This is a genomic window from Pantoea sp. SGAir0184, from assembly GCF_043544755.1.
The window spans coordinates 3312845-3337853 of the sequence record NZ_CP028050.1 but is presented as its reverse complement, the minus strand read 5'-3'; the positions used below and the strand labels follow the sequence as shown (position 1 = coordinate 3337853).

The following is a 25009-nucleotide window of genomic DNA, read 5'->3' as shown; positions in this document are numbered from 1 at the left end:
CTTCAGGCATCCATAAAAGAGGTTTGTGGCAGCGTCACACCCTGCTGCTGCAGTGCCCAGGCGGCGCGCAGCGCCAGCTGTTCGTTAAACGGCGCGGCAATCAGCTGCAGGCCAATCGGCAAACCGCTGGCGGTGAGCAGCGGTACGCTACACACCGGCAGGCCGAGGAACGAAATCGGCTGCGTGAGCATGCCCATGCTGGCGCGTGTCGGCAAATTCTGACCGTTGATGTGAATGGTTTCCTGGCCGATGAGGGTGGCGGTACAGGGCGTGGCCGGGGCGATCAGCACGTCGTAATGGTCGAACAGCGGCAGCACCTGCTGCTGAAAGTGACGGCGGAAACGCTGGGCCTGCACATACCACGTGGCGGGCAGCATCGCGCCAGCCAGCAGGCGTTCGCGTGAATTCGGCTCAAAGCGTTCTGGCTGGGTGCGCAGCGCCGGCAGATAGTGATTGCCGCCTTCCGCGGCGGTCATGATAAACGCGGCCGAGCGCGCCAGTTCGGCCTGGGGCAGCGTCACTTCTTCTGTCGCGCCGAGCGCACTGGCCGCTACCGCCACCGCCGCGCGCGCCTCATCGCTGCACCAGTCAGCGAAAAAGCCGCCCAGCACCGCGCTGCGCAGCTTTTCGCTACCTGCAGAGAGCCTGTCACTGACCGGTTCCGCAGGCCGCGCCGCCTGGAATGCATCGCTGGCGTCGCCGCCCTGCAGCGCATCGTAGACCAGACTCAAATCTTCCACCGAGCGGGCAAACGGACCGATGTGATCGAGGCTGGCGACAAACGGATGGCTGCCACTGCGCGACAGACGACCAAAGGTAGGTTTCAGGCCGAAAATGCCGCACAGCGAAGCAGGCACGCGAATCGAGCCGTTGGTGTCGGTGCCGAGTGAAAAGTGCACCAGCCCGGCAGCGACGGCTGCCGCGGAACCGCCAGATGAGCCACCGGCCACGCGCGACAGATCGCGCGGGTTGCGGGTGGCACCATAATGGGTGTTCTCGGTGGTAAAGCCGTAAGCGTAGGCGTCCATATTCAGCATGCCGGAGAGCAGCGCGCCGCTCTGCTGCAGCTTAGAGACCGCCCACGCATCCTGCTGTGCCACCGGTCGCTCGCTGAACAGGCTGGCACCGGCAAGCGTGCTGTGACCGGCGACGTCAAACAGGTTTTTTACCGCATAGGGAATGCCAGCCAGCGCCGGCAGCGGCTCGCCGCGCTGACGCTGCTGATCCAGCCGATCGGCTTCCCGCAGCATGCGCTGCGCGGTGACGGCGGTCCAGGCGTTGATGGCCGGGTTATGCTGTTCAATGGCGGCCAGCGTCTGTTGTGCGATGTCGCGCGCGCTGAGATCGCCCTGCGCCAGTGCCTGCTGCAGCTGGCTAATCGATAAGGCTGCCAGCGTCATGGATGAAACACTCCCGCCACTTCCAGGCGATCGTCCAGCGGCAGCGCCATCAGCGGCTGCGCCATCGCGGCGATACGGTTAAACTGCGTCAGCAGTTCGGCGCGGCGCGTGTCGTCCAGCTCCAGCGCCAGAATCTGTTCCATTTGGGCGATATAGGTTGCCCAGTCCGGTTGTGCACTCATGATTGTCTCCGTTAAAAACCGGCAGCGCTGCCGTTGCTGCGCGGATCAAACGCGCCTTCCAGCATGCCATTGTTGTGTCTGACGATGGCGCCGGCGTGGCCCACCACTTCACTGTATTCAGCCAGCAGTTCGACCTCATGACCGAGCGCGCGCAGTTGCTGCACGGTTTCAGGCGCGATGCGCGCCTCCAGCTTGAGGGAGTCCGAGGATTGGCCCCAGGTGCGGCCAAGCAGCCAGCGCGGTGCGCTGACCGCCTGCTGCAGCGGCTGGCCCTGAATGACATAGCGGGTAAAGATCGCCGCCTGGGTTTGCGGCTGGCCATCACCGCCCATTGAGCCGTACACCAGCGTGCGGCCATCCTTCAGGCGCGCCGCCGCTGGATTGAGCGTATGGAACGGCTGTTTGCCCGGTGCCAGCGTCAGCAGGTGATCCGGCTGCAGGCTGAACGCCGCGCCACGGTTTTGCCAGGTAATGCCGGTGCCGGGCAGCACGACGCCGCTGCCAAATTCGTGGTAAATGCTCTGGATAAAGGAGACCGCCAGGCCGCTGCTGTCCATCACCCCCATCCACACGGTATCGCCCGGTCCGCGTCCGGTGCCCCAGGGCGCGGCGCGATCGTCCTGCACCTGCGCGGCCAGCGTGCCGAGATAATCGGCATTCAGCAGCGACTGCACATCAATCGCCATGTGACGCGGATCGGTGATGTGTTGATCGCGCAAGGCAAAGGCCTGTTTGGTGGCTTCAACGATGCGGTGCACCGTCTGCGCTTCACTGGCGTCGGCCATCGCCAGACGATCGGTGATCCCGAGGATCGCCAGCGACACCAGCCCCTGCGTTGGCGGCGTCATGTTCCAGATATCGCCTTCGCTGTGCGCGAGGTGCAGCGGCGTGCAGCGCCGGGCGCGCTGCCGGTGTAAATCGTCCAGCGTAATCGGCATGCCGAGCGCGCCCATTTCGCGCGCCAGATGGTGCGCCAGCTCACCGCGATAAAAGCTCTCCAGCCCTTGCTCGCTCAGCACGCTCAGCGTCTGCGCCAGCGCCGGCTGGGTAAAACGACTGCCGGCGGCAGGCGGTGCGCCATCAGGCAGAAAGGTGGCAGCAAAACCGGGCTGATGTTGCAGCTCATGCTGTTTTGCCGCCGTCGCTGCTGCCTGCGAGGCGGTGACCGGAATGCCATCGGCCGCATAGCGAATCGCATCGCGCAGCAAACGACTCAGCGGCAGCGGCGTCGCGCCCAGTTCCTGCGCCAGCGTCAGCGCTTCCTGCCAGCCGCTGACGGTGCCGGCAACCGTCAGTGCCGCTTTAGGGCCGCGATGCGGAATATGGCTCTCACCGTGATAGAAGTCGGGGTGCGCCAGCGAACCGGCGGCGCCGCTGGCATCGATAGCAATCGGATCGCCACCGGGCGGCACCACCAGCCAGAAGCCGTCGCCGCCGAGACCATTCATGTGTGGGTAGACCACCGCGATGGTCGCCGCAGCCGCCACCATCGCTTCCAGCGCGTTGCCGCCTTCACGCAGTACCGCCAGTGCGCTTTCACTGGCAAGGTGATGCGGCGTCACCGCCATGCCCATCGGGGCCATATTGCTTTGAATCATAATGAACTGTTCCCGGATTATTCTTTTGTAGCGGCGCGATTTGGCGCGCTGGATAGGGAAAACAAGCGCAACAAATTGCGCCGCTACCAGTCTGTAGCAATGGTAAAGCAAGAGCCGTTCCAGTTTTGGTGTTACGCCAGCCTGGATCGATTTATGCTAGCTTGTGATGAAACGAAAGTTACAGGACCGATGATGAAACAGCTCGATGAACGCCTTCGCAGTCACTATCCGCAACTGTCGCCGCAGGAGCAGCGCATTGCTGACTTTGTGTTTGACCATTTTGATGATCTGATTAGCTATAACAGCGCTGAGCTGGCGCGGCTCAGCGGCGTATCAAAGGCCACGGTGAGTCGGCTGTTCAAACGCCTCGGCTATGAAAAATACAAAGACATGCGTGATGAGCTGCGCACCCTGCGCCAGAGCGGAATGCCGCTGACCGATAACCGCGACGCGGTGCAGGGCAACACGCTGCTGTCGCGCCATTACAAGCAGGAGATGGCGAATCTGACGCAGTGGGTCAACAGCATTGACGCCCGGCAGTTTAGCGAGGTGATTGCTGCGCTGGGCGCCGCACGGCGGGTGTTCATCATTGGGATGCGCAACGCGTATCCGGTGGCGCTGCACCTGCGTCAGCAGCTGCTGCAGGCGCGCGCCCAGGTGCAGGTGTTGCCACAGCCAGGGCAGACGCTGGGCGAAGAGCTGGTGGACATGACGCCGGAAGATGTGGTGGTGGTGATGGCGTTTCGCCGCCGGCCACGCATCATTCGTCCACTGATGCAGCAGCTGCAGCAGAGCGGCATCCCGGTGCTGGCGCTGTGTGAACCGCAGGCGCAGGGCATTCTCACCCTGGCGCGCTGGCAGCTGTGCGCACCGCTCGACAGCGTTTCCGCCTTTGACAGCTACGCCTCGGCAATGAGCCTGATCAACCTGCTGGCTAACGCGCTGCTGCACGAAATGCTGTCGCAGGGGCGTCAGCGCATCCACCAGATTGCCGATCTTTACCAGCAGCTCGATGAGCTGGAACACCGCTAAAGGGCACTGTTTTGGTGCTTTGCACCTTTTTTGATCGCGTCCGCTGACGGGGTGATCCCCGTTATGATGCGCCCACAACCGCCTCAAATCCTCCGCTTAGCCGCTGCGTTTGCTGCCCGTTGTGGTTGGCACATTAGTTGCAAATCAATTTATCAAGAATCTTTTGTTTCACCATTAACTCACCGGGGTGCATAATGAACAAAGTATTACTGGCAGTAGCAGGAGCAGCATTGCTGCTGGCGCAGGCAGGCAGCGCCATGGCCGATCAGCTGCAGGATATCCAGAAGCGTGGCGTGATTCGCGTGGCGGTGCCGCAGGACTTCCCGCCGTTTGGCTCGGTTGGTACCGATCTGCAGCCGCAGGGCTATGACATCGACATGGCGAAATACCTCGCGAAGCAGATGAAACTGAAGTTGCAGCTGGTGCCGGTGACCAGCGCCAACCGCGTGCCGTATCTGCAGACCGACAAGGTCGACCTGGTGATCTCCAGCATGGGCAAAAACGCCGAGCGCGAAAAAGTGATCGACTTCAGCCGCGCCTACGCACCGTTCTTCCTCGGCGTGTTCGGCCCGAAAGGCGAGACGCTGAAAGATGCGGCGGCGCTGAGCGGTAAATCGATTGGCGTGACGCGCGGTGCGGTAGAGGACATGGTACTGAGCGATGTTGCTCCGAAAGATGCTCAGGTGAAGCGCTACGAAGATAACAACACCACGCTGTCCGCCTATCTCTCCGGTCAGGTGCAGTATGTCGCTACCGGTAACCTGGTGGTCGCGGCGATTGCGCGCCAGAACGCGGAAAAAGCCCCGGTGCCGCAGTTTATGCTGAAAGATTCACCGTGCTTTATCGGCCTGAAAAAGAATGAGCCAGCGCTGAAAGAGAAAGTGAACGCACTGATTGAGCAGGGTATTAAAGACGGCACGCTGAACAAGCTGTCGGAAGAGTGGCTGAAAGCGCCGCTGCCTGCCAACCTCGGCGCATAACAGGAACGGCCAATGATTGGGCAACTTAACTTTGCAGATCTCTGGCCGCACTGGCCAGAGCTGCTGGCCGGACTGTGGGTCACGGTGCAGCTTACGGTGCTGGCAACGGTGGGCGGTGTCGGACTGGGTATTCTCGGCGCGGCGCTGCGCAGCGGCAAACCGGGCTGGGCCAGCCGCCTGTGGGGCATCTACGTCGAGCTGATTCGCAACACGCCGTTTGTGGTACAGCTGTTTTTTATCGTGTTTGGTCTGCCTAATCTCGGGCTGAAACTGACGGCCGGTGAAGCGGCGCTGCTGGCGATGCTGATTAACCTTGGCGCCTATAGCACTGAAATCATCCGTGCCGGTATCCAGGTCACGCCGCGCGGGCAGTGGGAAGCGGGGCGCGTGCTCGGGCTGAGCCGCACGCAAACCTTCATCCGCGTGGTGCTGCCGCCCTCGCTGCAGCGCATTTATCCGGCGCTGGTCAGCCAGTGCATCATTGTGATGCTCGGCTCGTCGGTGGTGTCGCAGGTCTCGTATGAAGAGCTGACGTTTGCCGCCAACCTGATTCAGTCGCGCACCTTTTTGAGTTTTGAAGTCTATCTGGTGACCACGCTGATCTATCTGGCGTTGTCGATTGCCATGCGTCAGCTGCTGCTGGCGCTGGGTCGCAAATGGTTTGGAGCGCAGCCGGCATGACAACGTTTACTGACTGGGACATCCTGCGCAACCTGCTGCTGGCGGCGCGCTGGACGATTTTGCTGTCGCTGGTGGCCTTTTTCGGCGGCACGCTGGTGACACTGCCGCTGCTGTTTCTGCGTCTGCTGCAGCGTCGCTGGCTCACCCGCCTGATTCGCTGTTATACCGAGCTGTTTCAGGGCACGCCGCTGCTGATGCAGCTGTTTCTTGCCTTCTTCGGCGTCGGCCTGTTCGGCATCGATGTCGCGCCCTGGACGGCAGCGTCGCTGGCGCTGACGCTGTATACCAGCGCGTTTTTACTGGATATCTGGTACGGCAGCATTCGCGCGCTGCCAAAAGGGCAGTGGGAAGCGTCGCGCTGCCTCGGCCTGAACTTTGGCCAGACACTGTATCGCGTGGTGGCACCGCAGGCGATCCGCATCGCCATCGCGCCGACCGTTGGCTTTGCCGTGCAGGTGATCAAGGGTACCGCGCTGGCGTCGATTATCGGCTTTGTCGAGCTGACCAAAGCCGGCACCATTCTTAACAATGTGACGTATCAGCCCTTCAAGGTGTTTGGCCTGGTGGCGCTCGGTTACTTCCTGATGTGTTATCCGCTGTCGCGTTACAGCCAGTACCTGGAGAAAAAATTCAATGCCGCTCATCACCATTAATCAGGTCCAGAAGTACTACGGTGATAACCACGTACTGAAAGGGGTCGATCTGGATATCGACAACGGCGAAGTGATTTCCATCATTGGCCGCAGCGGCTCTGGCAAAAGTACCCTGCTGCGCTGCATGAATGGGCTGGAAGGCTATCAGGAAGGCAGCATTAAACTGGGCGGCATGACGATTACCGATCGTGAATCGCAGGCGCGTGAAATCAGCCGCTCGGTGGGCATGGTGTTTCAGAACTTCAACCTGTTTCCGCACATGACCGCGCTGGAAAACGTGATGCTGGCACCGCGCCGCGTGCTGAAAAAGAGCGAGGCGGAGTGCCGCACGCTGGCGACGCAGATGCTGGAAAAAGTCGGGCTCGGCGAGCGCCTCAATTATTACCCGGCCAACCTGTCGGGCGGTCAGCAGCAGCGTGTGGCGATTGCCCGCGCGCTGGCAATGCAGCCAAAAGTTTTACTCTGTGACGAAATCACCTCGGCGCTCGATCCGGAACTGGTGGGTGAAGTGCTGAAAGTGCTGGAGCAGCTGGCTGCCGAAGGCATGACGCTGATCCTCGTCACCCATGAAATGAACTTCGCCCGCGACGTGGGCGATCGCGTGGTGTTTATGCATCAGGGGCGCGTGTGGGAGCAGGGCGACAGCAAAACGCTGTTTGCTAACCCACAAACCGCCGAGCTGAAGCAGTTTATTTCGACCGTGCGTCTGTAACCGAACAATAAGGAACCCCTCATGGATATCAGCCAGTTTTCGCAAATCAATCCGCCGCAGCGTCTGCTGATGGGACCGGGCCCGATCAACGCCGATCCGCGCGTGCTGCGCGCCATGTCGAGCCAGCTGCTGGGGCAGTACGATCCGGCGATGACGCACTATATGAACGAGGTGATGGCGCTGTACCGTGGCGTATTCCGCACCGAAAACCGCTGGACTCTGCTGATTGATGGCACCTCACGCGCCGGGATCGAAGCCATCCTGCTGTCGGCGATTCGCCCGGGCGATAAAGTGCTGGTGCCGGTGTTCGGCCGCTTCGGCCATCTGCTGTGCGAAATCGCCCGTCGCTGCCGCGCGGACGTGCACACCATCGAGGTACCGTGGGGCGAGGTGTTTACGCCGGACCAGATCGAAGATGCGATCAAAAAAGTCAAACCGCGCCTGCTGCTGACGGTGCAGGGCGATACTTCAACCACCATGCTGCAGCCGCTGGAGCAGCTCGGCGCGATTTGCCGCCAGTACGGCGTGCTGTTATACACCGATGCCACCGCGTCACTGGGCGGCAATCCGCTGGAAACCGATGCCTGGGGGCTGGATGCGGTCTCTGCCGGCATGCAGAAATGCCTCGGCGGTCCGTCCGGCACCTCGCCGATCACCCTGAGTCCGCAGATGGAAGCGGTGATCCGCCAGCGTAAGTGCGTTGAGCAGGGCATCCGCACCGATGCGCATCAGGATGGCGACGACGAGATGATCTACTCCAACTACTTCGATCTCGGCATGATCATGGATTACTGGGGACCAGAGCGGCTCAACCACCATACCGAAGCCACCTCTGCGCTATTTGGCGCACGTGAATGTGCCCGCCTGATCCTGCAGGAAGGGCTGGATAACGGCATCGCACGCCACAAACTGCACGGTGATGCGCTGCTGAAAGGCATTCAGGGCATGGGGCTGGAAACCTTTGGCGATCTCAGACACAAGATGAACAACGTGCTTGGCGTGGTGATCCCGCAGGGCATCAACGGCGACCAGGTACGCAAATTGATGCTGGACGATTTCGGCATTGAGATTGGCACCTCGTTCGGTCCGCTGCACGGCAAAGTGTGGCGCATCGGCACCATGGGCTACAACGCGCGCAAAGATTGCGTGATGCTGACGCTGAGCGCGCTGGAGTCCGTGCTGAATCACGTCGGTTTCCGCACCACTCAGGGTGCGGCGCTGCAGGCCGCCTGGGACCACTACGGGAGCCACGCATGAGTCATAGCCTGATGAGCGCCGGTGAGGCGCAGTCAGCGGCGGCGCGGGTGATGGCGCGCTGTGACGCGCTGGCAGCAATCAGTGAGAGCGAAGAGGGACTGACCCGCGTCTATCTGTCGCCGGAGCAGGTGCGCGCCAACGCGCGCGTTGCTGAGTGGATGCAGGCGGCGGGCATGCACACCTGGCAGGATGCGGTCGGCAATATCTGCGGACGCTACGAGGCGGCAGAGCCGGGTGCACCGGCGCTGCTGCTCGGCTCGCACCTTGATACGGTGCGCAACGCCGGACGTTACGACGGCATGCTGGGCGTGCTGAGCGCCATCGAAACCGTACAGTGGCTGCACGACCATCAGCAGCGCCTGCCGCTGGCGATTGAAATCGTCGGCTTCGGCGACGAAGAGGGCACGCGCTTTGGCATCACGCTGCTCGGCAGCCGCGGCCTCACCGGCAGCTGGCCGGAAAGCTGGGTGTCGCATCCGGACGGCAACGGCATTACGGTGGCGCAGGCGATGCAGGACCTCGGCCTGGACGCGGCGCTGATCCCGCAGGCGGCACGTGAGGTGAGCGACATTGTGGCTTATCTCGAACTGCACATTGAGCAGGGACCGTGTCTGGAACAGGACGATTTGGCGCTTGGTGTGGTGACGGCGATTAACGGCGCGCGCCGTCTTAACTGCCGCTTTGTCGGGGAGGCCGGTCATGCCGGCACGGTGCCGATGACGCACCGCAAAGACGCGCTGGCAGCAGCGGCAGAGTGGATGGTGTTTGTGGAACAGGCCACGCAGGATCAGGATGCGCAGCTGGTGGCAACGGTGGGCACGCTGAGCTGTCTGCCGGGCGCCGTTAACGTTATCCCCGGCGAGGTGCAGCTGTCGCTGGACGTGCGCGGACCGCAGGATGAACCGCTGGAACGTCTGCTCTCCAGCCTGCTGACCCAGGCGGAAGCCATCGCGCTGCGGCGCGGGCTCAGCTTCAGCGCTAACGAGTACTATCGCATCGCGGCCACCGCCTGTGATACGCGGCTGCAGCAGGCGCTGAGCCATGCGGTAGAAACCGTACAGGGGCGCAGTCTGGCGCTGCCGAGCGGAGCCGGTCACGACGCGATCGCGATGGCTGAGCGCTGGCCGGTGGGCATGCTGTTTGTGCGCAACCATCGCGGTATCAGCCATCATCCGGCGGAATCGGTGCAGGTGGCCGATGTGGCGCTCGGCGTGCAGGCCTATCTGCAGGCGGTGTGCGATCTGGCGCGCAGCTAAAGGAGCCGCGAAATGGATCTGAACGATTTTAATCAGGCGAGCGCCGCGCAGGCGCAGGCGGCGATTGCCCACTGCGTGGCGATTCCCGCCTGGCAGCAGGCGCTGGTGGCGGCGCGGCCGTTCGCCAGCCTGACGGCGCTGTACACCACGGCGCAACAGCTGGCGCAGGCGTGGCAGGGCGACGCCTTGCAGCAGGCGCTGAGCGCCCATCCGCGCATCGGCGAAAAAGCGCAGGGCGCGGGTAAAGAGGCCGCGCTGTCGCAGCAGGAACAGGCGGCGATGCAGCAGGCTAACGGCGCGCTGCAGCTGGCGATGCTGGCCGGTAATGAGCGCTATGAGCAGCGCTTCGGCCGGGTGTTTCTGATTCGCGCCAAGGGGCGCAGCGGTGAACAGATGCTGGCGGAATTGCAGCGCAGGCTCAACAATGATGAAGAGACTGAGCAGCAGGAAGCGCTGGCGCAGCTGCGGGAAATTACCCTGTTACGGCTTAAGGAGAGCATCACATGAGCACCATCACCACCCATATTCTCGACACCGCGCTGGGCAAACCGGCGATTGGCGTCGCGATGTCGCTGGAGCAGAACAGCCCTGAAGGCTGGCTGCCGGTGGCCGAGGGCGAAACCGACAGCGACGGGCGCATCAAAGATCTCACGCCTGAACCGCTGGCGCCGGGCCACTATCGCTTAACTGCGGAGATCGGTGACTATTTCGCCGCCGACGGGCGTGATGCGCTGTACGTCAGCGCGCAGATTGATTTTGTGATTGGCTCCGCCGGCAGCCATTATCACCTGCCGTTCCTCATTTCCCCATGGTCGTGGTCGACTTACCGCGGAAGTTAATCCAGGTCGCCATCAATGGCGCAATGCTTGTCTTTTAAATTGTAAATCCGCTTAACAACGGTTGCGTTTTGGTAGCGGCGCAATTTATTGCGCGATAAATCGCGCCGCTACGAATCTTGTGCGACTTGCAGTACCGGCTTCACACCCTCTCAGGCCCGCTGAAATTCGTGCTCTCTATCACAAACCTCGCGCTTGAAAGCCAGTAACTATCAAAACCTTCGGTCCATCCAAATATATTCTGCAACACGGTGCGGTTATCTTAACCGGACAACGTGAAGCCAATGGAGCCGAGAAATGAGCACGCCCGAAAATAATGATAATGCAGCCGCCTCAGGAAAATGCCCCTTTCATCATGGAGCATCGGAAGAGAAAAGCGTTTTAGCGCGTGGCGCCGGAAGCGGGACCACTAACCGCGACTGGTGGCCAAACATGCTGCGCGTCGATCTGTTAAACCAGCATTCCAGCCGTTCTAACCCCCTCAGTGACACTTTCAACTACCGTGAAGAGTTCAGCAAGCTGGATTACGCCGCGCTGAAAGCCGACATTCGTGCGCTGCTGACCGACTCGCAATCCTGGTGGCCTGCCGACTGGGGCAGCTACATCGGCTTGTTTATCCGTATGGCATGGCACAGCGCCGGCACCTACCGCACCATCGACGGTCGCGGCGGTTCCGGACGTGGCCAGCAGCGCTTTGCGCCGCTCAACTCCTGGCCGGATAACGTCAGCCTCGACAAAGCACGTCGTCTGCTGTGGCCGGTGAAACAGAAGTATGGCCAGAAAATCTCCTGGGCCGATCTCTACATTCTTGCCGGTAACGTGTCGCTGGAAAACGCCGGCTTCCGTACCTTTGGCTTTGGTGCCGGTCGTGAAGATGTCTGGGAACCGGACATGGACGTGGACTGGGGACATGAGACCGAATGGCTGGCGCACCGCCATCCGGAGAGCCTGGCAAACGCGCCGCTGGGTGCGACGGAAATGGGCCTGATCTACGTGAACCCGGAAGGTCCGGAAGCCAGCGGCGATCCGCGCTCGGCGGCCCCGGCGATTCGCGCCACCTTCGGCAACATGGGCATGAACGATGAAGAGATCGTCGCGCTGATTGCCGGCGGTCACACGCTGGGTAAAACGCACGGTGCCGCTGCGGCCAGCCACGTGGGCGTCGATCCGGAAGCCTCGCCGCTGGAAGCGCAGGGTCTGGGCTGGCACAGCAGCTACGGCAGCGGTGCTGGTGCTGATGCCATTACTTCCGGTCTGGAAGTGGTATGGACGCAAACCCCAACGCAGTGGAGCAACTACTTCTTCGAGAACCTGTTCAAATATGAGTGGGTACAAACGCACAGCCCGGCGGGCGCGATTCAGTTCGAAGCGGTTGATGCCGAAGCGATTATCCCGGATCCGTTCGATCCAGAGAAAAAACGCAAGCCGACCATGCTGGTCACCGACCTGACGCTGCGCTTCGATCCGGAATTCGAGAAGATTTCGCGTCGTTTCCTCAACGATCCGCAGGCGTTCAACGAAGCCTTCGCCCGTGCCTGGTTCAAACTGACGCACCGCGATATGGGACCAAAAGCGCGTTACCTCGGTCCGGAAGTGCCGAAGGAAGATCTGCTGTGGCAGGATCCGTTACCGCAGGCCACGCATCAGCCGACGCCGGATGACATCACCGATCTGAAAGCGAAAATTGCCGCTTCGGGTCTGAGCGTCAGCCAGCTGGTCTCTGCGGCCTGGGCGTCTGCTTCCACCTTCCGTGGCGGCGATAAACGCGGCGGCGCGAACGGTGCCCGTCTGGCGCTGGCACCGCAGAACGGCTGGGCGGTCAACGCCAGCGTCTCCCGCGATGTGCTGCCGGTGCTGCAGAAGATTCAGCAGGAGTCAGGTAAAGCGTCGCTGGCGGATGTGATTGTGCTGGCGGGCAGCGTCGGGATTGAGCAGGCGGCAGCAGCGGCAGGTGTCGCGGTGCAGGTGCCGTTCACGCCGGGCCGCGTGGATGCGCGTCAGGACCAGACGGATGTCGAGTCATTCAACGTACTGCAGCCGCTGGCCGATGGTTTCCGTAACTATCGCCGCGTACAGGGCGGTTCTTCCACCGAAACCCTGCTGCTGGACAAAGCGCAACAGCTGACGCTGAGCGCGCCAGAGCTGACGGTACTGCTGGGTGGTCTGCGCGTGCTGGGCACCAACTTCGACGGCAGCGCGCACGGCGTGTTTACCGATCGCGTGGGCGTGTTGAGCAACGACTTCTTCATCAATCTGCTGGATATGCGCACCGCATGGCGCGCCACCGATGAGAGCGCTGAGCTGTTCGAAGGCCGCGATCGTCAGAGCGGAGAAGTGAAGTACAGCGCCACCCGCGCCGATCTGGTGTTTGGTTCTAACGCCATCCTGCGCGCGCTGGCGGAAGTTTACGCCAGCAGCGATGCGAAGCAGAAGTTCGTTAACGACTTCGTGGCCGCCTGGACCAAAGTGATGAACCTCGACCGGTTCGATCTGTAAGCAACTGACGTGAATAACGCGAACCCCGGCCTGGCCGGGGTTTTTTATTACTTCAGCGTATATTCATCCGCGTCGCGCCAGGCCGGGAAGCGTTCGCGATAGTCCTGCAGCGCCTCCAGTGATAACTCGGCGTCGAGGCGCGCGCGGGCGAAGGGTTCAGCGGCCGCGAGGATCTCACCCTGCGGCGAGATAATCCGGCTGTCGCCGCTGTATTGATGCTGATTGCCGTCACTGCCGACGCGGTTACAACCGGCTACATAGGCCTGATTCTCAATGGCGCGCGCCAGCAGCAGCGCCTGCCAGTGCAGCGCGCGCGGTGCCGGCCAGTTGGCGACGTACAGCGCCAGATCATAATCATTCTGGTTGCGCGAAAACACCGGGAAGCGCAGGTCGTAGCAAATCTGCGGCAGAATACGCCAGCCGCGCCAGTGGAACACCTCGCGCGTTTCACCGGGCACATAGTGCTGGTGCTCATTGGCCATGCGGAACAGATGGCGTTTGTCGTACTGGTGCAGCGTGCCGTCGGGCTCCACCAGCAGGAAACGGTTTACCGCGGCCTGGTCGCTCTGAATCGCCGCGCTGCCGCCGACCAGGGCATTCAGGGCTTTGGCATGACCGTGCAGCCACGCCACTACCTGATCCTGCGGCAGCGAACTGGCCGCCGCCTCCATGGCAAAGCCGGTGGTAAACATCTCCGGCAGCAGGATGACATCGCGGCCCGTCAAGCCCTGCAGCACCTCATCAAAATGGCGCAGGTTGGCCGCGCCATCCATCCAGCTCAGGGTTTCCTGTAATACGGTAAGTTTTAAAGCTGACATAAACGCTCCGCAGCGGCGTCGAGCGTCGCTTCCTGTTTAGCAAAGCACAGGCGAATGAGCTTGTGCGGGAAAGGGTCCGCGCAGAACACCGACAGCGGAATCGCCGCCACGCCTACTTCGCGGGTTAACCACTGGCAGAAACTGACATCATCCAAATCGGAAATGGCGCTGTAATCCACCAGCAGGAAATAGGTGCCGGCACAGGGCAGCACCTTAAACCGGCTGGCGGCCAGCGCCTGCGTCAGGCGGTCACGCCGGGCGCGATAGAATGCCGGCAGCGCATCAATATGTTCCGGCTGCTGGCGCAGCATATCGGCAATCGCCAGCTGCGCCGGGGTATTCACTGAAAAAGTGAGATACTGATGCACTTTGCGGATTTCGGCGCTGATCGCCGCCGGAGCGATGCAGTAACCCACTTTCCAGCCGGTCATATGAAAGGTTTTGCCGAAGGATGAGACTGCGATGGCGCGCTGACGCAGGTCGGCATGTGCCAGCACGCTGGCATGGCCCTGCTCATCAAAACAGATGTGCTCATAGACTTCATCGCTGAGCACATAAATTTCCTGTCCGGCGATCGCCTGCCACAGCGCGGCGTAGTCGCTGGCGTGCCACACGGTGGCGGACGGATTATGCGGTGTGTTGACGATCACCAGCCGGGTGCGCGCGTTGAGCAGGCTGCTGAAGGCCTGCCAGTCGACCTGAAAAGCGGGCGGCTGCAGCGCGATGCGTTTCAGCACGCCGCCAGCCAGCTGAACCGCCGGCGCATAGCTGTCGTAGCTGGGATCGAAGCAGATCACCTCGTCGCCCGGCCGCACCAGCGCGGTGATCGCGGCATACAGCGCTTCGGTCGCGCCCGCCGTCACGGTGATGTCGCTGTTGATATCCGGCCGGTGACCGTACATATCTGCGGTTTTTTCGGCGATCGCCTCGCGCAGCGGCAGGGTGCCAATCATCGGCGCGTACTGGTTAGCGCCTTCGCTGACGTGATGTGCCAGGCGCTGCTGCAAATAGCGCGGGCCGTCAAAATCGGGAAAGCCCTGTGACAGGTTGATGGCGTTGTGCTGGGCGGCGAGGGCGCTCATTTGGGTAAAAATGGTGGTGCCGAGCGCCGGTAGTTTGCTCTCGGGGATCAGGTTGGGCTGCGTCATTATCGGGTGCCTTAAGCGCGAATGTCGTTGCGGAGTAACCTTGTGCAGCAGCCACTATAAACAGGATGTTAACACTTGGCAATCGAGACGCTTAGACGTCTAAACGCGAATGGCGCAGGCGCTGAGCGCGCTTATCCCGCGCCGCAGGCCATAAAAAAAGCCTCCGGCTGGAGGCTTTTTACGGTTACGCCGCTTCGCTGGGGCGGGCGCTCGGTTTGGGTTTACTTTCCGGTTTGGCCACCGCCAGCGCCTCGGGTGCAAAATCATCCACGTTGATGGCCTTCAGCCGGCTGGCTTCGGCCCGCGTCAGCACCTTCGCTTCACTCTCGTCAATCCAGCCTTCTTTCAGCGCGCGCTGGGCCAGCGCATCCAGCCGGGTGAAGGAAAAGTGTTTTTTCTGCTGCTGACACAGACGATCGTGAATCACTTCCGCCGCCATCACATCCTGCAGCGCCTGCTCCAGCTGACCGGCCGGGTTATGCTCACTCGGCGTCAGATACTGGCCACGGCCCAGACGGGTGCGGGTTGCGGACGGCAGCTGCAGCATTTTGGCCAGCTTATGATCCAGTTTATCGGACGGTGCCGGGCAGTGTTTGCCGCCGGCGAAAATCACCAGCCGCAGCGCACCTGCAACCAGGCGATTCGGGAAGTTACGCAGCAGATCGTCCATCGCCACTTCCGCCTGATGCAGCGCATCCTGCACGCCCCAGTGCACCAGCGGCAGATCCGCCTCGTTGCGGCCTTCATCGTCATAGCGTTTCAGCGTGGCGGATGCCAGATACATCTGACTCAGCACATCGCCGAGGCGTGCCGAAATACGTTCGCGACGTTTCAGGCTACCGCCCAGCACCGCCATCGACACATCCGACAGCAGCGCAAGGTTGGCGCTCAGGCGGTTCAGCTGCTGATAGTAGCGGCGGGTTGCGTCACGGGTTGGCGTAGCGCTGGTGCGGCCGCCGGTCAGGCCAAGCCACAGGCTGCGCACTTTATTGCTGCCGACGTGGCCGATATGGCTGAACAGCGCGCGGTCAAAGGCGACGAGATCGTTCTTCGCGGCGGCGTTCATCTCTTCCAGCACCCACGGGTGGCAGCGGATTGCGCCCTGGCCAAAGATAATCATGCTGCGCGTCAGGATGTTCGCGCCCTCAACGGTGATGGCGATCGGGGCGCCCTGATAGGCACGCGCCAGGAAGTTATTCTCGCCAAGCATGATGCCTTTACCGCCGGCGATATCCATTGCATCAATGATGGCGCGCTGGCCGCGATGGGTGCAGTGGTATTTAACAATCGCTGACAGCACCGCCGGTTTTTCGCCCAGCATAATGCCGCTGGTGATCAGCGTCGCCGCCGCGTCCATCACGTAAGCGTTACCGGCGATGCGCGCCAGCGGCTCCTCAATCCCTTCCATTTTACCGATAGAGACTTTGAACTGGCGGCGAATGTGCGCGTAGGCACCGGTCGCCAGCGCCAGGCTTTTCAGGCTGCCGGTGGCGTTAGACGGCAGGGTAATGCCGCGTCCTACCGACAGGCACTCAACCAGCATGCGCCAGCCCTGACCGGCCATCGCCGGACCGCCGATGATGTAATCGATCGGCACAAAGATATCTTTGCCGCGCGTCGGCCCGTTCTGGAACGGCACGTTCAGCGGGAAGTGACGTCTGCCAATCTCAACGCCTGGCGTATGGGTCGGGATCAGCGCACAGGTAATGCCCAGCTCTTCGGTTTCGCCCAGCAGATGATCGGGGTCGGAGAGCTTAAAGGCGAGGCCGAGCACGGTGGCAATCGGCGCCAGGGTAATGTAGCGCTTGTTCCAGGTCAGGCGCATGCCCAGCACCTGCTGGCCCTGCCAGTCGCCCATGCACACCACGCCGGTATCCGGAATGGCACCGGCGTCGGAGCCCGCTTCCGGGCTGGTCAGCGCAAAGCAGGGGATTTCATCGCCGCGCGCGAGGCGTGGCAGGTAGTGATCTTTCTGCTCATCGGTACCGTAATGCTGCAGCAGTTCACCCGGACCCAGCGAGTTCGGCACGCCGACGGTGATCGCCAGGATCCCGGACACGCCTGCCAGTTTTTGCAGCACACGCGCCTGCGCGTAAGCGGAAAACTCCAGACCGCCGTACTCTTTTTTGATGATCATGGCAAAGAAGCGGTGCTGCTTGAGGTAAGCCCACAGCTCCGGCGGCAGATCGGCCATTTCATGGGTGATTTCGAAGTCGTTAGCCATGCGGCAGGCTTCTTCTACCGGGCCATCCAGAAACGCCTGTTCCTCTTCGGTCAGGCGCGGCTGCGGGTAGTTGTGCAGTTTCTGCCAGTCCGGTTTGCCGCGAAACAGATCGCCTTCCCACCAGGTGGTACCGGCGTCGATCGCCTCTTTTTCGGTGCGCGACATCGGCGGCATCACCTTCTGGAAGCTGTGCAGAGCCGGCTTAGAGAACATGCTGCGGCGCATCGCCGGCAGGTTGAAAGGCAGCAGAATAATGGCCAGCGGCAGCAGCAGCCACGGCGTCCACAGGCCGGTGGCGGCCAGTGCCGCGGTCCACAGCAGCACAATCGCACTGCTGAGCCGCAGTGAAACCTGATGGTAGAAGAGGGCGCTAATTAACACCAGCGTCGCGATGATCGAGGCAAGCAACATAATGAACCGCTCCGTAAGTTGTAAGAGGTCTGACCTGTTAGTGATAAGGTTTAGAGCAGCGCACGAAATTTATCAATCTGTTTACATCGCAATTACAACCGAACTCACAAAATCGCGCCGGCAAGCGGACGTCAGCGCGGCGTCGCGCTTTTCCCTGCTGCGGGCGCTTTGCGGCTCTGGCCCATTCCGTTAAACTTGCTGGGTCAATTTTCCTCTAAAGGACATCCCTATGTATCAGGACATTATTCGCTCAGAACTCAATGAAGCCGCCGATACGCTCAATAAGTTCCTGAGTGATGAAGCCAACATTCACGCCATTCAGCGCGCAGCCGTGCTGCTGGCCGACAGCTTCAAAGCCGGTGGCAAAGTGCTCTCCTGCGGCAACGGCGGCTCGCACTGCGATGCCATGCACTTCGCTGAGGAGCTGACCGGGCGCTACCGCGAAAATCGTCCTGGCTATCCGGCCATCGCCATTTCGGATGTCAGCCATCTCTCCTGCGTCAGCAACGATTTTGGCTACGACTACGTGTTCTCCCGCTACATCGAGGCGGTCGGGCGCGAGGGCGATGTGCTGCTGGGGCTGTCCACTTCGGGTAACTCGGCCAACATCATCAAAGCCGTAGAAGCCGCGCGCGCCAAAGGCATGAAAGTGATTACCCTGACCGGCAAAGACGGTGGCAAAATGGCCGGTACGGCCGATATCGAAATTCGCGTGCCGCACTTTGGTTATGCCGATCGCATCCAGGAGATTCACATCAAAGTGATCCACATCCTGATGCTGTTAATCGAAAAAGAGATGGTTAAGTGATGACGTGCTCCTCCCGCGCCCGCGGGAGGTTCTGATAAGGCGGTTGCTATGTGCGAATTGCTCGGGATGAGCGCCAATGTCCCCACGGATATCTGTTTCAGTTTTACCGGTCTGGTGCAGCGTGGCGGTGCAACCGGGCCGCACAAAGATGGCTGGGGCATCACCTTTTACGAAGATAAAGGCTGCCGCACGTTTAAAGATCCGCTGCCGAGCTACAACTCGCCGATTGCCCGCCTGGTGCAGGAGTATCCGATCAAGTCGCATTCGGTGGTGGCGCATATTCGTCAGGCCAATCGCGGCCAGGTATCACTGGAAAATACCCATCCGTTTACCCGCGAACTGTGGGGCCGCAACTGGACTTACGCGCATAACGGCCAGCTAAAGGGCTATCGCCAGCTGGAGACCGGGCATTTCCGTCCGGTAGGCGAAACCGACAGCGAAAAGGCGTTTTGCTGGATTCTGCATAAGCTGGCTGAGCGCTATCCGCGCACGCCGGGCAACTGGCCGGCGGTGTTTCGCTATGTGGCGGAACTGGCGGCGGAGCTGCGCCAGAAGGGCGTATTCAATATGCTGCTGTCTGACGGACGCTATCTGATGGCCTTCTGCTCAACGAATCTGTACTGGATTACGCGCCGCGCGCCGTTTGGCAAAGCGAAGCTGCTCGATCAGGATGTGGAGATTGATTTTTTGCAGCAGACCACGCCGAAAGACGTGGTGACGGTGATTGCGACGCAGCCGCTGACCGGTAATGAAACCTGGCACCGCATCGTGCCAGGTGAGTGGGCATTATTTTACCTGGGTGAGCGCCAGGAATGATTTCGACGCCGCTTCCGGCGTGGTCATGACCGGCGTGTTGTTCACCGCATACTGACCGGTTGCCGTCACGTTGACCGTTGGCGGCACGTGGTATTTGGCGAAGTAAGCATAGCCCGGCTGCAGTTCACGCCAGAAGCTGATGTAAGTCGAGTAACGATGACGCTGCATGTTGCTGTCGGTCATGCGGAACGGGAAGATGTTGACCTGCACATCCTGCTGACCGTTACGCAGCGCGGCGTTCACGTAAGTGAAGATCTCATCCATCGATGCGTTGGTCATGGCATAGCAGCCCACGGACACGCAATCGCCGTGAATCATCAGATAGTTACCGTTATAGCCTTTGGCGCGATCGTACTGATTCGGAAATCCGGTATTGATGGCGCGGTAAAAACGGCTGTCCGGCTTAAGCTGATTCATCTTCACGTTATAAAAGCCTTCCGGACTTTTAAAATCGCCCTGACGACGTTTCGGCCCGAGGCCGCCGGAGAAGTTACAGATGCGATAGCTGTCCAGCAGACGATATTCATTACCGATTTTGCCGTACAGTTCCAGCGTACGCTCTTCCTTGAAGATCTGAATAAATACCGGTGTACCCAGTAATTGTTTCTTTAACTCTTTGCTCACCGGAGCCAGCGGCTGCATTGGCTCAGGCGTCATTGCCCAGCTCAGGAGCGGCATAAGAATCATCGCAAACAATAATGCGATTCTGCCCATTCTGTGTGTACCTTGAAGTGAAGAGGAACGCTGACGCAGTGCGTCACTGTATTGCATTATCGGAAATATCCGCTACCGCAGCGCAACATTATCATTGTCTGGCGTTTAATCAAGCCGGAGTCCGAGAAAATGGTGCAATCCTAAAGGGAATACGACCACAAATTTGTAAACTTTAATCGCACGCGCCACAAATATTGCCGTTGTTTTTCTCTGCTGTATACTTATCCAGTATCCGGAGGGGCGTATGCGCAAAATCATTCATGTCGATATGGACTGCTTTTTCGCGGCAGTAGAAATGCGCGACGATCCTTCATTACGTGATATCCCGATTGCCATCGGTGGCAGCCGCGTGCAGCGTGGGGTGATCAGCACCGCCAATTATCCGGCGCGGAAATACGGCGTGCGCAGCGCGATGCCGACCGCCACGGCGCTGCGCCTCTGTCCCCATCTGAAACTGCTGCCCGGCCGCTTTGACGCCTATAAAGAAGCTTCGCAGCAGATTCGCGCCATCTTTACCCGCTATACGCCACTGATTGAGCCATTGTCGCTGGATGAAGCCTACCTGGATGTCACCGACAGTGAACACTGCCAGGGATCGGCCACGCTGATGGCGCAGGCGATTCGCGCCGATATCCTGCGTGAAACCGGCCTGACCGCGTCCGCCGGCATTGCGCCGATCAAGTTCCTCGCCAAAATCGCCTCAGACATGAACAAGCCAGACGGCCAGTATGTGATCACGCCGCAGGCGATGCCGGACTTTCTGCTGACGCTGCCGCTGAGCAAGATTCCCGGCGTCGGCAAAGTGGCCACCAAAAAGCTGGAAGAGATGGGGCTGCGCACCTGCGCTGACGTACAACAGGCCGATCTGGCGCAGCTGCTGAAGCGCTTTGGAAAATTTGGCCGCGTGTTGTGGGAGCGCAGCAACGGCATCGACGATCGTGACGTGGTAGTGGAGCGCGAACGCAAATCACTGGGCGTCGAGCGTACGCTGGGTGAGGACATTCATCACTGGGAGCAGTGTCTGGAGATTATTGATTTTCTCTACGCCGAACTCGATCGCCGTCTCAGCGCGATCCGCCCGGATAAGCAGATTGCACGTCAGGGCGTAAAGCTGAAGTTCAACGATTTCCAGCTCACCACCCAGGAGCATGTCTGGCCGGTGCTGAATAAAGACGACATGATCGCCGTGGCGCGTCAGGCCTGGGACGAGCGCCGCGCCGGACGCGGTGTGCGGCTGGTGGGGCTGCACGTCACGCTGGTAAATCCGCAGCTGGAGCGCCAGCTGGTGCTGGGGTTGTAACGGCTGAGCTGCCGCTGGAAGAGAGCTACAGCGCGGTCGCCTGACGCGGCACCGTTACCGTAAATAAAAAATCCTGCCCGGAGGCAGGATTTTTTTTATCGCAACGGCGTTACGCTTTTTCCGGCACCACGTTCAGCAGCGCGGTCAGCAGTTTCCAGTACAGACCGACGCTGTCGATGTGCACCTGCTCGTCCGGCGAGTGTGGACCGGTGATGGTTGGCCCAATCGACACCATGTCCATGTCTGGATACGGTTTTTTGAACAGACCGCACTCCAGACCGGCGTGAATCACCTGAATGTTTGGCGTCTTACCAAACAGCGCTTCATAGGTTTTACGCGTCAGCGCCATGATGGGCGAGTCGGCATCCGGCTGCCAGCCCGGGTAACCGCCTTTCGGCGCGGTTTTCGCCCCGGCCAGCGCACCCAGCGAGGTCAGGGTTTCGACCACCCAATCTTTACCGGTGTCGATCAGCGAGCGAATCAGGCAGATGATCTCGGCGCTGTCCTGCTCCATGGTGACCACGCCGACGTTAAGCGAGGTTTCCACCACGCCTTTCGCCACGTCCGAGTTGCGAATCACACCGTTTGGCGTGCTGTTCAGCAGGTTAATGAAGCGATCGCGGCTGTCTGCGGTCAGCGCCTGGCCCTGATGCGCCAGCGGCTCGCTCAGCACGGCGACGTTCTTCTCTTTACTGCCCAGCTCATTCTGCAGCGTGGCCTGGAAATGGGCGGCAGCAGACTTCAGCGCATCCACTTTATGGCTGTCGATGGCCAGCGTAGCGAACGCCTCGCGCGGAATCGCATTGCGCAGCGTACCGCCGGTGAACTCAATCAGACGGATATCCAGCTCAGCCGCGTGCACGGCAAGGAAGCGCGCCAGCAGCTTGTTGGCGTTGCCGAGACCAAGATGAATGTCCGCGCCGGAGTGACCACCTTTCAAACCTTTCAGCGTCAGCTTCAGGGTTTCGAAACCGGCAGGCACGGCCTCGCGGCTCAGTGGCAGGGTAGTGATAAAGTCGATACCACCGGCGCAGCCCATGTAGATCTCACCTTCCTCTTCCGAGTCGGTGTTGATCAGGATGTCCGCCTGCAGCCAGTTTGGTTGCAGACCAAAGGCGCCGTCCATGCCCGACTCTTCGGTCATGGTCAGCAGCACTTCCAGCGGACCGTGGGTCAGGCTGTTGTCAGCCAGCACCGCCAGCGCAGAGGCCATACCGATACCGTTATCCGCACCCAGCGTGGTGCCGCGCGCTTTCACCCACTCGCCATCAACGTACGGCTGAATCGGGTCTTTGGTGAAGTCGTGTACCGTGTCATTGTTCTTCTGCGGCACCATATCGAGGTGCGCCTGCAGCGCCACCGGAGTACGGTTTTCCATGCCTGCGGTAGCAGGTTTACGAATCAGGATATTGCCGACCTGATCGCGTTCAACCCAGAAACCTTGCTCTTTAGCCCAGCCAACAACGTATTCGGCCAGCGCTTCTTCATGGTAAGAAGGGTGCGGAATCGAGCAGATTTTTGCGAAGATATCCCACAGCGGCTGCGGGGAAAGTTGAGACAATTCAGACACAACGCGTCTCCTGTGTCAGCGCGGCGGACATACCGCTCGCACGCGGGTTTCCAGTGAAAGATCGCCGTCAGCACATCTGACGTGATGGGCCAGAGAATATCACTGTTTCCTGCCGGGTGCGCCATCGGGCGCGCTAAAAACCTGCAACCGATGTGACGGGTGCTGGTTTTTAACGCGTCAGATCCTTATAATCTCGCGCAACCTTTTCCCCCTTGCATATTTTTAAGCCAATCTCATTGGCCGGGATTCCTTTTATGAGCGAAAAATACGTCGTTACCTGGGACATGCTGCAGATTCATGCCCGTAAACTGGCCCAGCGCCTGCTTCCTGTGGAACAGTGGAAAGGCATCATCGCGGTCAGCCGCGGTGGTCTGGTTCCGGCATCGCTGCTGGCGCGTGAACTGGGGATTCGCTACGTCGATACCGTGTGCATCTCCAGCTACGATCACGATCACCAGCGTGAAATGAAAGTGCTGAAGCGCGCAGAAGGCGACGGTGAAGGTTTTGTGGTCATCGACGATCTGGTGGATACCGGCGGTACCGCGCAGGCGATTCGTGATATGTATCCAAAAGCGCGTTTCTGCACCATCTTCGCCAAGCCGGCTGGCCGCGCGCTGGTGGACGACTATATTGTCGATATTCCGCAGAACACCTGGATCGAGCAGCCGTGGGACATGGGCGTGGTGTACATTCCGCCGATTGTAAAAAGCTGATTGATGCAACGCAAACAACGCCCGGTTATGCCGGGCGTTGTGCTTTCTGCGCCTCGCGCCCGTGCGGCGGGTGCAGTACACTCTTAGCCATCTATGCGACTGCCGCAGGAGAAGCTTAAGATGGCCGAGAAAAATCTCAGCGAAGAACTGTTCAAACCCCGCTTCAAACACCCGGAAACCTCCTCGCTGGTGCATCGCCAGCACCACCCGACGGCGCAGGTGCACAATGCCCTGGAAGGCGATACCCAGCGCGGCTGGTATCGCATGCTGAATAAGCTGCTGTGGACGTGGCGCGGCCTGGCGCCGCAGGAGATCAGTGAAGTGCTGGCGCGCATTGCCGTCAGTAAGTTTGAACACACCGACGAAACGCTGCTGGACACGGTGATTGGCTATCGCGGCGGCAACTGGAACTATGAGTGGTCGAAGCAGGCGGCGCTGTGGCAGCAGCGTGCAATGCAGAACGCCGATCAAGATGAGGCCGGCCAGCAGTGGCTGCATGCCGCCAGTCTCTACAGCCTGGCCGCGTATCCCTACATTAAAGGCGATGAGCTGGCGGATCAGGCGCAGGTGCTGGCGAATCGCGCTTATGAAGAAGCCACCCAGCGCCTGCCCGGCGAGCTGAAATCCCTGACCTTTCCCATCAGCGGCGGCAGTCCGGTCACCGGCTTCCTGCATATGCCGGCGCAGGCCAGCGCGCCGTATCCGACCGTGCTGCTGTGCGGTGGCCTCGACTCGCTGCAGAGCGACCATTACCGGCTGTTTCATGATTATCTGGCACCGCGCGGCATCGCCATGCTGACGCTGGATATGCCGTCGGTGGGTTTCAGCAGCAAATGGACGCTTAATCAGGACACCAGCCAGCTGCATCAGCAGGTGCTGCGCGAGCTGAGCAACGTGCCGTGGATTGACCACACGCGCGTGGCGCTGTTCGGTTACCGCTTTGGCGCCAACGTGGCGACGCGGCTGGCTTACCTTGAGGTGCCGCGTCTGCGCGCGGTGGCGTCGCTCGGGCCGATGGTGCATCACGTGTTTGTCGATGCGCAGCGCCAGCAGCAACTGCCGGATATGTATATGGACATGCTGGCCAGCCGGCTGGGCATGTCGTCGACCTCCGACAGCAATCTGCGCATCGAGCTCAACCGCTATTCGCTCAAAGTGCAGGGCCTGCTGGGTCGCCGGACGCCGGTGCCGATGCTGGCCGCTTACTGGCCCAACGATCTGTTCAGCCCGGAAGAGGAGGCGCAGCTGATCGTCAACTCCTCGGCGCAGGGCAAGGCGTTGGCGATTCCCGCCACGCCAGTGTTTGCCAGCTTTGATAAGGCGCTCAATCAAATTTGCGACTGGCTGGCAAAACAGTTGCAGCGCTAACTGGCGAAATACGCAGACTCTGCTACAACTTATCTT

At 60.6% G+C, this 25009-nt stretch carries 23 protein-coding genes; 15 read left to right on the top strand and 8 right to left on the bottom strand.

Going from position 1 to position 25009, the window contains the following annotated elements; all coding sequences use genetic code 11:
• Positions 1-2 precede the first annotated feature (2 nt).
• Genes C1N60_RS15920 through C1N60_RS15910 form a run of 3 tightly spaced genes read right to left on the bottom strand, consistent with a single transcriptional unit; the run spans position 3 to position 3180 of the window.
• The gene (locus C1N60_RS15920; RefSeq protein ID WP_262256386.1) at positions 3-1400 is read right to left on the bottom strand and encodes an AtzE family amidohydrolase; all 1398 of its coding nucleotides are present in this window, start codon (positions 1398-1400) and stop codon (positions 3-5) included.
• On the bottom strand, positions 1397-1582 hold the full coding sequence (gene hpxX, locus C1N60_RS15915; protein ID WP_010616983.1) for an oxalurate catabolism protein HpxX: 186 nt from the start codon (positions 1580-1582) through the stop codon (positions 1397-1399). Before hpxX ends, C1N60_RS15920 begins: the two co-directional genes overlap by 4 nt.
• Positions 1583-1593: 11 nt before the next feature.
• Positions 1594-3180, bottom strand: a complete 1587-nt coding sequence (locus C1N60_RS15910) for a gamma-glutamyltransferase family protein (protein ID WP_394521085.1) — start codon at positions 3178-3180, stop codon at positions 1594-1596.
• Between the two features lie 192 nt (positions 3181-3372).
• Here C1N60_RS15910 and hpxU point away from each other — a divergent pair, with 192 nt between their 5' ends.
• From hpxU to katG, 10 genes are all read left to right on the top strand, one after another.
• Positions 3373-4212: a MurR/RpiR family transcriptional regulator HpxU gene (hpxU, locus tag C1N60_RS15905; RefSeq protein WP_211726407.1), complete on the top strand. Its 840-nt coding sequence runs from the start codon at positions 3373-3375 to the stop codon at positions 4210-4212.
• Between the two features lie 194 nt (positions 4213-4406).
• Positions 4407-5192: a transporter substrate-binding domain-containing protein gene (locus C1N60_RS15900; RefSeq protein ID WP_031279673.1), complete on the top strand. Its 786-nt coding sequence runs from the start codon at positions 4407-4409 to the stop codon at positions 5190-5192.
• A 12-nt stretch (positions 5193-5204) separates the two neighbouring features.
• Positions 5205-5873, top strand: coding sequence for an amino acid ABC transporter permease (locus C1N60_RS15895; RefSeq protein WP_021507296.1), 669 nt, complete (start codon positions 5205-5207; stop codon positions 5871-5873).
• Positions 5870-6526, top strand: a complete 657-nt coding sequence (locus C1N60_RS15890) for an amino acid ABC transporter permease (RefSeq protein ID WP_021507295.1) — start codon at positions 5870-5872, stop codon at positions 6524-6526. The genes C1N60_RS15895 and C1N60_RS15890 overlap by 4 nt, the downstream gene beginning before the upstream one ends.
• Positions 6507-7238 carry an amino acid ABC transporter ATP-binding protein gene (locus C1N60_RS15885; RefSeq protein ID WP_021507294.1) on the top strand — a complete coding sequence of 244 codons (732 nt, stop codon included), beginning with the start codon at positions 6507-6509 and terminating at the stop codon, positions 7236-7238. The genes C1N60_RS15890 and C1N60_RS15885 overlap by 20 nt, the downstream gene beginning before the upstream one ends.
• A 21-nt stretch (positions 7239-7259) precedes the next feature.
• Positions 7260-8495 carry a pyridoxal-phosphate-dependent aminotransferase family protein gene (locus C1N60_RS15880; RefSeq protein WP_275026178.1) on the top strand — a complete coding sequence of 412 codons (1236 nt, stop codon included), beginning with the start codon at positions 7260-7262 and terminating at the stop codon, positions 8493-8495.
• Positions 8492-9751, top strand: coding sequence for an allantoate amidohydrolase (hpxK, locus tag C1N60_RS15875; protein WP_058758022.1), 1260 nt, complete (start codon positions 8492-8494; stop codon positions 9749-9751). The genes C1N60_RS15880 and hpxK overlap by 4 nt, the downstream gene beginning before the upstream one ends.
• 12 nt (positions 9752-9763) lie before the next feature.
• Positions 9764-10258 (top strand): 2-oxo-4-hydroxy-4-carboxy-5-ureidoimidazoline decarboxylase, encoded by a 495-nt coding sequence (uraD, locus tag C1N60_RS15870; RefSeq protein ID WP_058769329.1) that lies wholly within the window; start codon positions 9764-9766, stop codon positions 10256-10258.
• Positions 10255-10590, top strand: a complete 336-nt coding sequence (gene uraH, locus C1N60_RS15865) for a hydroxyisourate hydrolase (protein ID WP_021507290.1) — start codon at positions 10255-10257, stop codon at positions 10588-10590. Before uraD ends, uraH begins: the two co-directional genes overlap by 4 nt.
• A 294-nt stretch (positions 10591-10884) precedes the next feature.
• The gene (katG, locus tag C1N60_RS15860) at positions 10885-13083 is read left to right on the top strand and encodes a catalase/peroxidase HPI (RefSeq protein WP_394521084.1); all 2199 of its coding nucleotides are present in this window, start codon (positions 10885-10887) and stop codon (positions 13081-13083) included.
• A 47-nt stretch (positions 13084-13130) separates the two neighbouring features.
• Here the strand turns inward: katG and C1N60_RS15855 are convergent, their stop codons facing one another.
• The 3 genes from C1N60_RS15855 to fadE form a co-directional block, all read right to left on the bottom strand.
• Positions 13131-13901, bottom strand: a complete 771-nt coding sequence (locus tag C1N60_RS15855; protein WP_394521083.1) for an amidohydrolase — start codon at positions 13899-13901, stop codon at positions 13131-13133.
• Positions 13889-15049 (bottom strand): pyridoxal phosphate-dependent aminotransferase, encoded by a 1161-nt coding sequence (locus C1N60_RS15850; RefSeq protein ID WP_394521082.1) that lies wholly within the window; start codon positions 15047-15049, stop codon positions 13889-13891. Before C1N60_RS15850 ends, C1N60_RS15855 begins: the two co-directional genes overlap by 13 nt.
• Before the next feature lie 184 nt (positions 15050-15233).
• Positions 15234-17684: an acyl-CoA dehydrogenase FadE gene (gene fadE, locus C1N60_RS15845; protein WP_394521081.1), complete on the bottom strand. Its 2451-nt coding sequence runs from the start codon at positions 17682-17684 to the stop codon at positions 15234-15236.
• A gap of 229 nt (positions 17685-17913) precedes the next feature.
• Here fadE and lpcA point away from each other — a divergent pair, with 229 nt between their 5' ends.
• Entirely contained in the window at positions 17914-18492 is a 579-nt protein-coding gene (gene lpcA, locus C1N60_RS15840; protein WP_021507284.1) for a D-sedoheptulose 7-phosphate isomerase, read from the top strand.
• A gap of 48 nt (positions 18493-18540) precedes the next feature.
• Entirely contained in the window at positions 18541-19308 is a 768-nt protein-coding gene (locus C1N60_RS15835) for a class II glutamine amidotransferase (RefSeq protein WP_132466338.1), read from the top strand.
• Here C1N60_RS15835 and dpaA read toward each other — a convergent pair.
• Entirely contained in the window at positions 19279-20022 is a 744-nt protein-coding gene (gene dpaA, locus C1N60_RS15830) for a peptidoglycan meso-diaminopimelic acid protein amidase (protein ID WP_021507282.1), read from the bottom strand. The genes C1N60_RS15835 and dpaA overlap by 30 nt on opposite strands.
• A 244-nt stretch (positions 20023-20266) precedes the next feature.
• Between dpaA and dinB the strand changes: the two genes are divergently transcribed.
• Complete coding sequence (gene dinB / locus C1N60_RS15825) at positions 20267-21322, top strand: DNA polymerase IV (RefSeq protein WP_058758014.1); 1056 nt, start codon at positions 20267-20269, stop codon at positions 21320-21322.
• A 109-nt stretch (positions 21323-21431) separates the two neighbouring features.
• On the opposite strand, the gene pepD is transcribed toward dinB, so the two are convergent.
• A complete protein-coding gene (pepD, locus tag C1N60_RS15820; RefSeq protein ID WP_021507280.1) occupies positions 21432-22892 on the bottom strand; it encodes a beta-Ala-His dipeptidase in 1461 nt (486 codons plus the stop codon).
• Between the two features lie 254 nt (positions 22893-23146).
• On the opposite strand from pepD, the gene gpt reads away from it, so the two are divergent.
• Positions 23147-23605 (top strand): xanthine phosphoribosyltransferase, encoded by a 459-nt coding sequence (gene gpt, locus C1N60_RS15815; protein ID WP_021507279.1) that lies wholly within the window; start codon positions 23147-23149, stop codon positions 23603-23605.
• A 120-nt stretch (positions 23606-23725) separates the two neighbouring features.
• Entirely contained in the window at positions 23726-24973 is a 1248-nt protein-coding gene (gene frsA / locus C1N60_RS15810) for an esterase FrsA (RefSeq protein ID WP_394521080.1), read from the top strand.
• The last annotated feature ends 36 nt before the right edge of the window (positions 24974-25009 follow it).

Excerpts from the sequence above, each read along its gene's own strand:
- hpxU (WP_211726407.1), top strand. The coding sequence starts at position 3,373 with ATGAAACAGCTCGATGAACGCCTTCGCAGTCACTATCCGCAACTGTCG.
- gpt (WP_021507279.1), top strand. The coding sequence starts at position 23,147 with ATGAGCGAAAAATACGTCGTTACCTGGGACATGCTGCAGATTCATGCC.
- C1N60_RS15890 (WP_021507295.1), top strand. The coding sequence starts at position 5,870 with ATGACAACGTTTACTGACTGGGACATCCTGCGCAACCTGCTGCTGGCG.
- fadE (WP_394521081.1), bottom strand. The coding sequence starts at position 17,684 with ATGTTGCTTGCCTCGATCATCGCGACGCTGGTGTTAATTAGCGCCCTC.
- C1N60_RS15885 (WP_021507294.1), top strand. The coding sequence starts at position 6,507 with ATGCCGCTCATCACCATTAATCAGGTCCAGAAGTACTACGGTGATAAC.
- uraH (WP_021507290.1), top strand. The coding sequence starts at position 10,255 with ATGAGCACCATCACCACCCATATTCTCGACACCGCGCTGGGCAAACCG.
- C1N60_RS15880 (WP_275026178.1), top strand. The coding sequence starts at position 7,260 with ATGGATATCAGCCAGTTTTCGCAAATCAATCCGCCGCAGCGTCTGCTG.
- C1N60_RS15910 (WP_394521085.1), bottom strand. The coding sequence starts at position 3,180 with ATGATTCAAAGCAATATGGCCCCGATGGGCATGGCGGTGACGCCGCAT.
- frsA (WP_394521080.1), top strand. The coding sequence starts at position 23,726 with ATGGCCGAGAAAAATCTCAGCGAAGAACTGTTCAAACCCCGCTTCAAA.
- C1N60_RS15855 (WP_394521083.1), bottom strand. The coding sequence starts at position 13,901 with ATGTCAGCTTTAAAACTTACCGTATTACAGGAAACCCTGAGCTGGATG.
- dinB (WP_058758014.1), top strand. The coding sequence starts at position 20,267 with ATGCGCAAAATCATTCATGTCGATATGGACTGCTTTTTCGCGGCAGTA.
- C1N60_RS15900 (WP_031279673.1), top strand. The coding sequence starts at position 4,407 with ATGAACAAAGTATTACTGGCAGTAGCAGGAGCAGCATTGCTGCTGGCG.
- katG (WP_394521084.1), top strand. The coding sequence starts at position 10,885 with ATGAGCACGCCCGAAAATAATGATAATGCAGCCGCCTCAGGAAAATGC.
- C1N60_RS15850 (WP_394521082.1), bottom strand. The coding sequence starts at position 15,049 with ATGACGCAGCCCAACCTGATCCCCGAGAGCAAACTACCGGCGCTCGGC.
- C1N60_RS15895 (WP_021507296.1), top strand. The coding sequence starts at position 5,205 with ATGATTGGGCAACTTAACTTTGCAGATCTCTGGCCGCACTGGCCAGAG.
- C1N60_RS15920 (WP_262256386.1), bottom strand. The coding sequence starts at position 1,400 with ATGACGCTGGCAGCCTTATCGATTAGCCAGCTGCAGCAGGCACTGGCG.
- uraD (WP_058769329.1), top strand. The coding sequence starts at position 9,764 with ATGGATCTGAACGATTTTAATCAGGCGAGCGCCGCGCAGGCGCAGGCG.
- dpaA (WP_021507282.1), bottom strand. The coding sequence starts at position 20,022 with ATGGGCAGAATCGCATTATTGTTTGCGATGATTCTTATGCCGCTCCTG.
- C1N60_RS15835 (WP_132466338.1), top strand. The coding sequence starts at position 18,541 with ATGTGCGAATTGCTCGGGATGAGCGCCAATGTCCCCACGGATATCTGT.
- hpxX (WP_010616983.1), bottom strand. The coding sequence starts at position 1,582 with ATGAGTGCACAACCGGACTGGGCAACCTATATCGCCCAAATGGAACAG.
- lpcA (WP_021507284.1), top strand. The coding sequence starts at position 17,914 with ATGTATCAGGACATTATTCGCTCAGAACTCAATGAAGCCGCCGATACG.
- hpxK (WP_058758022.1), top strand. The coding sequence starts at position 8,492 with ATGAGTCATAGCCTGATGAGCGCCGGTGAGGCGCAGTCAGCGGCGGCG.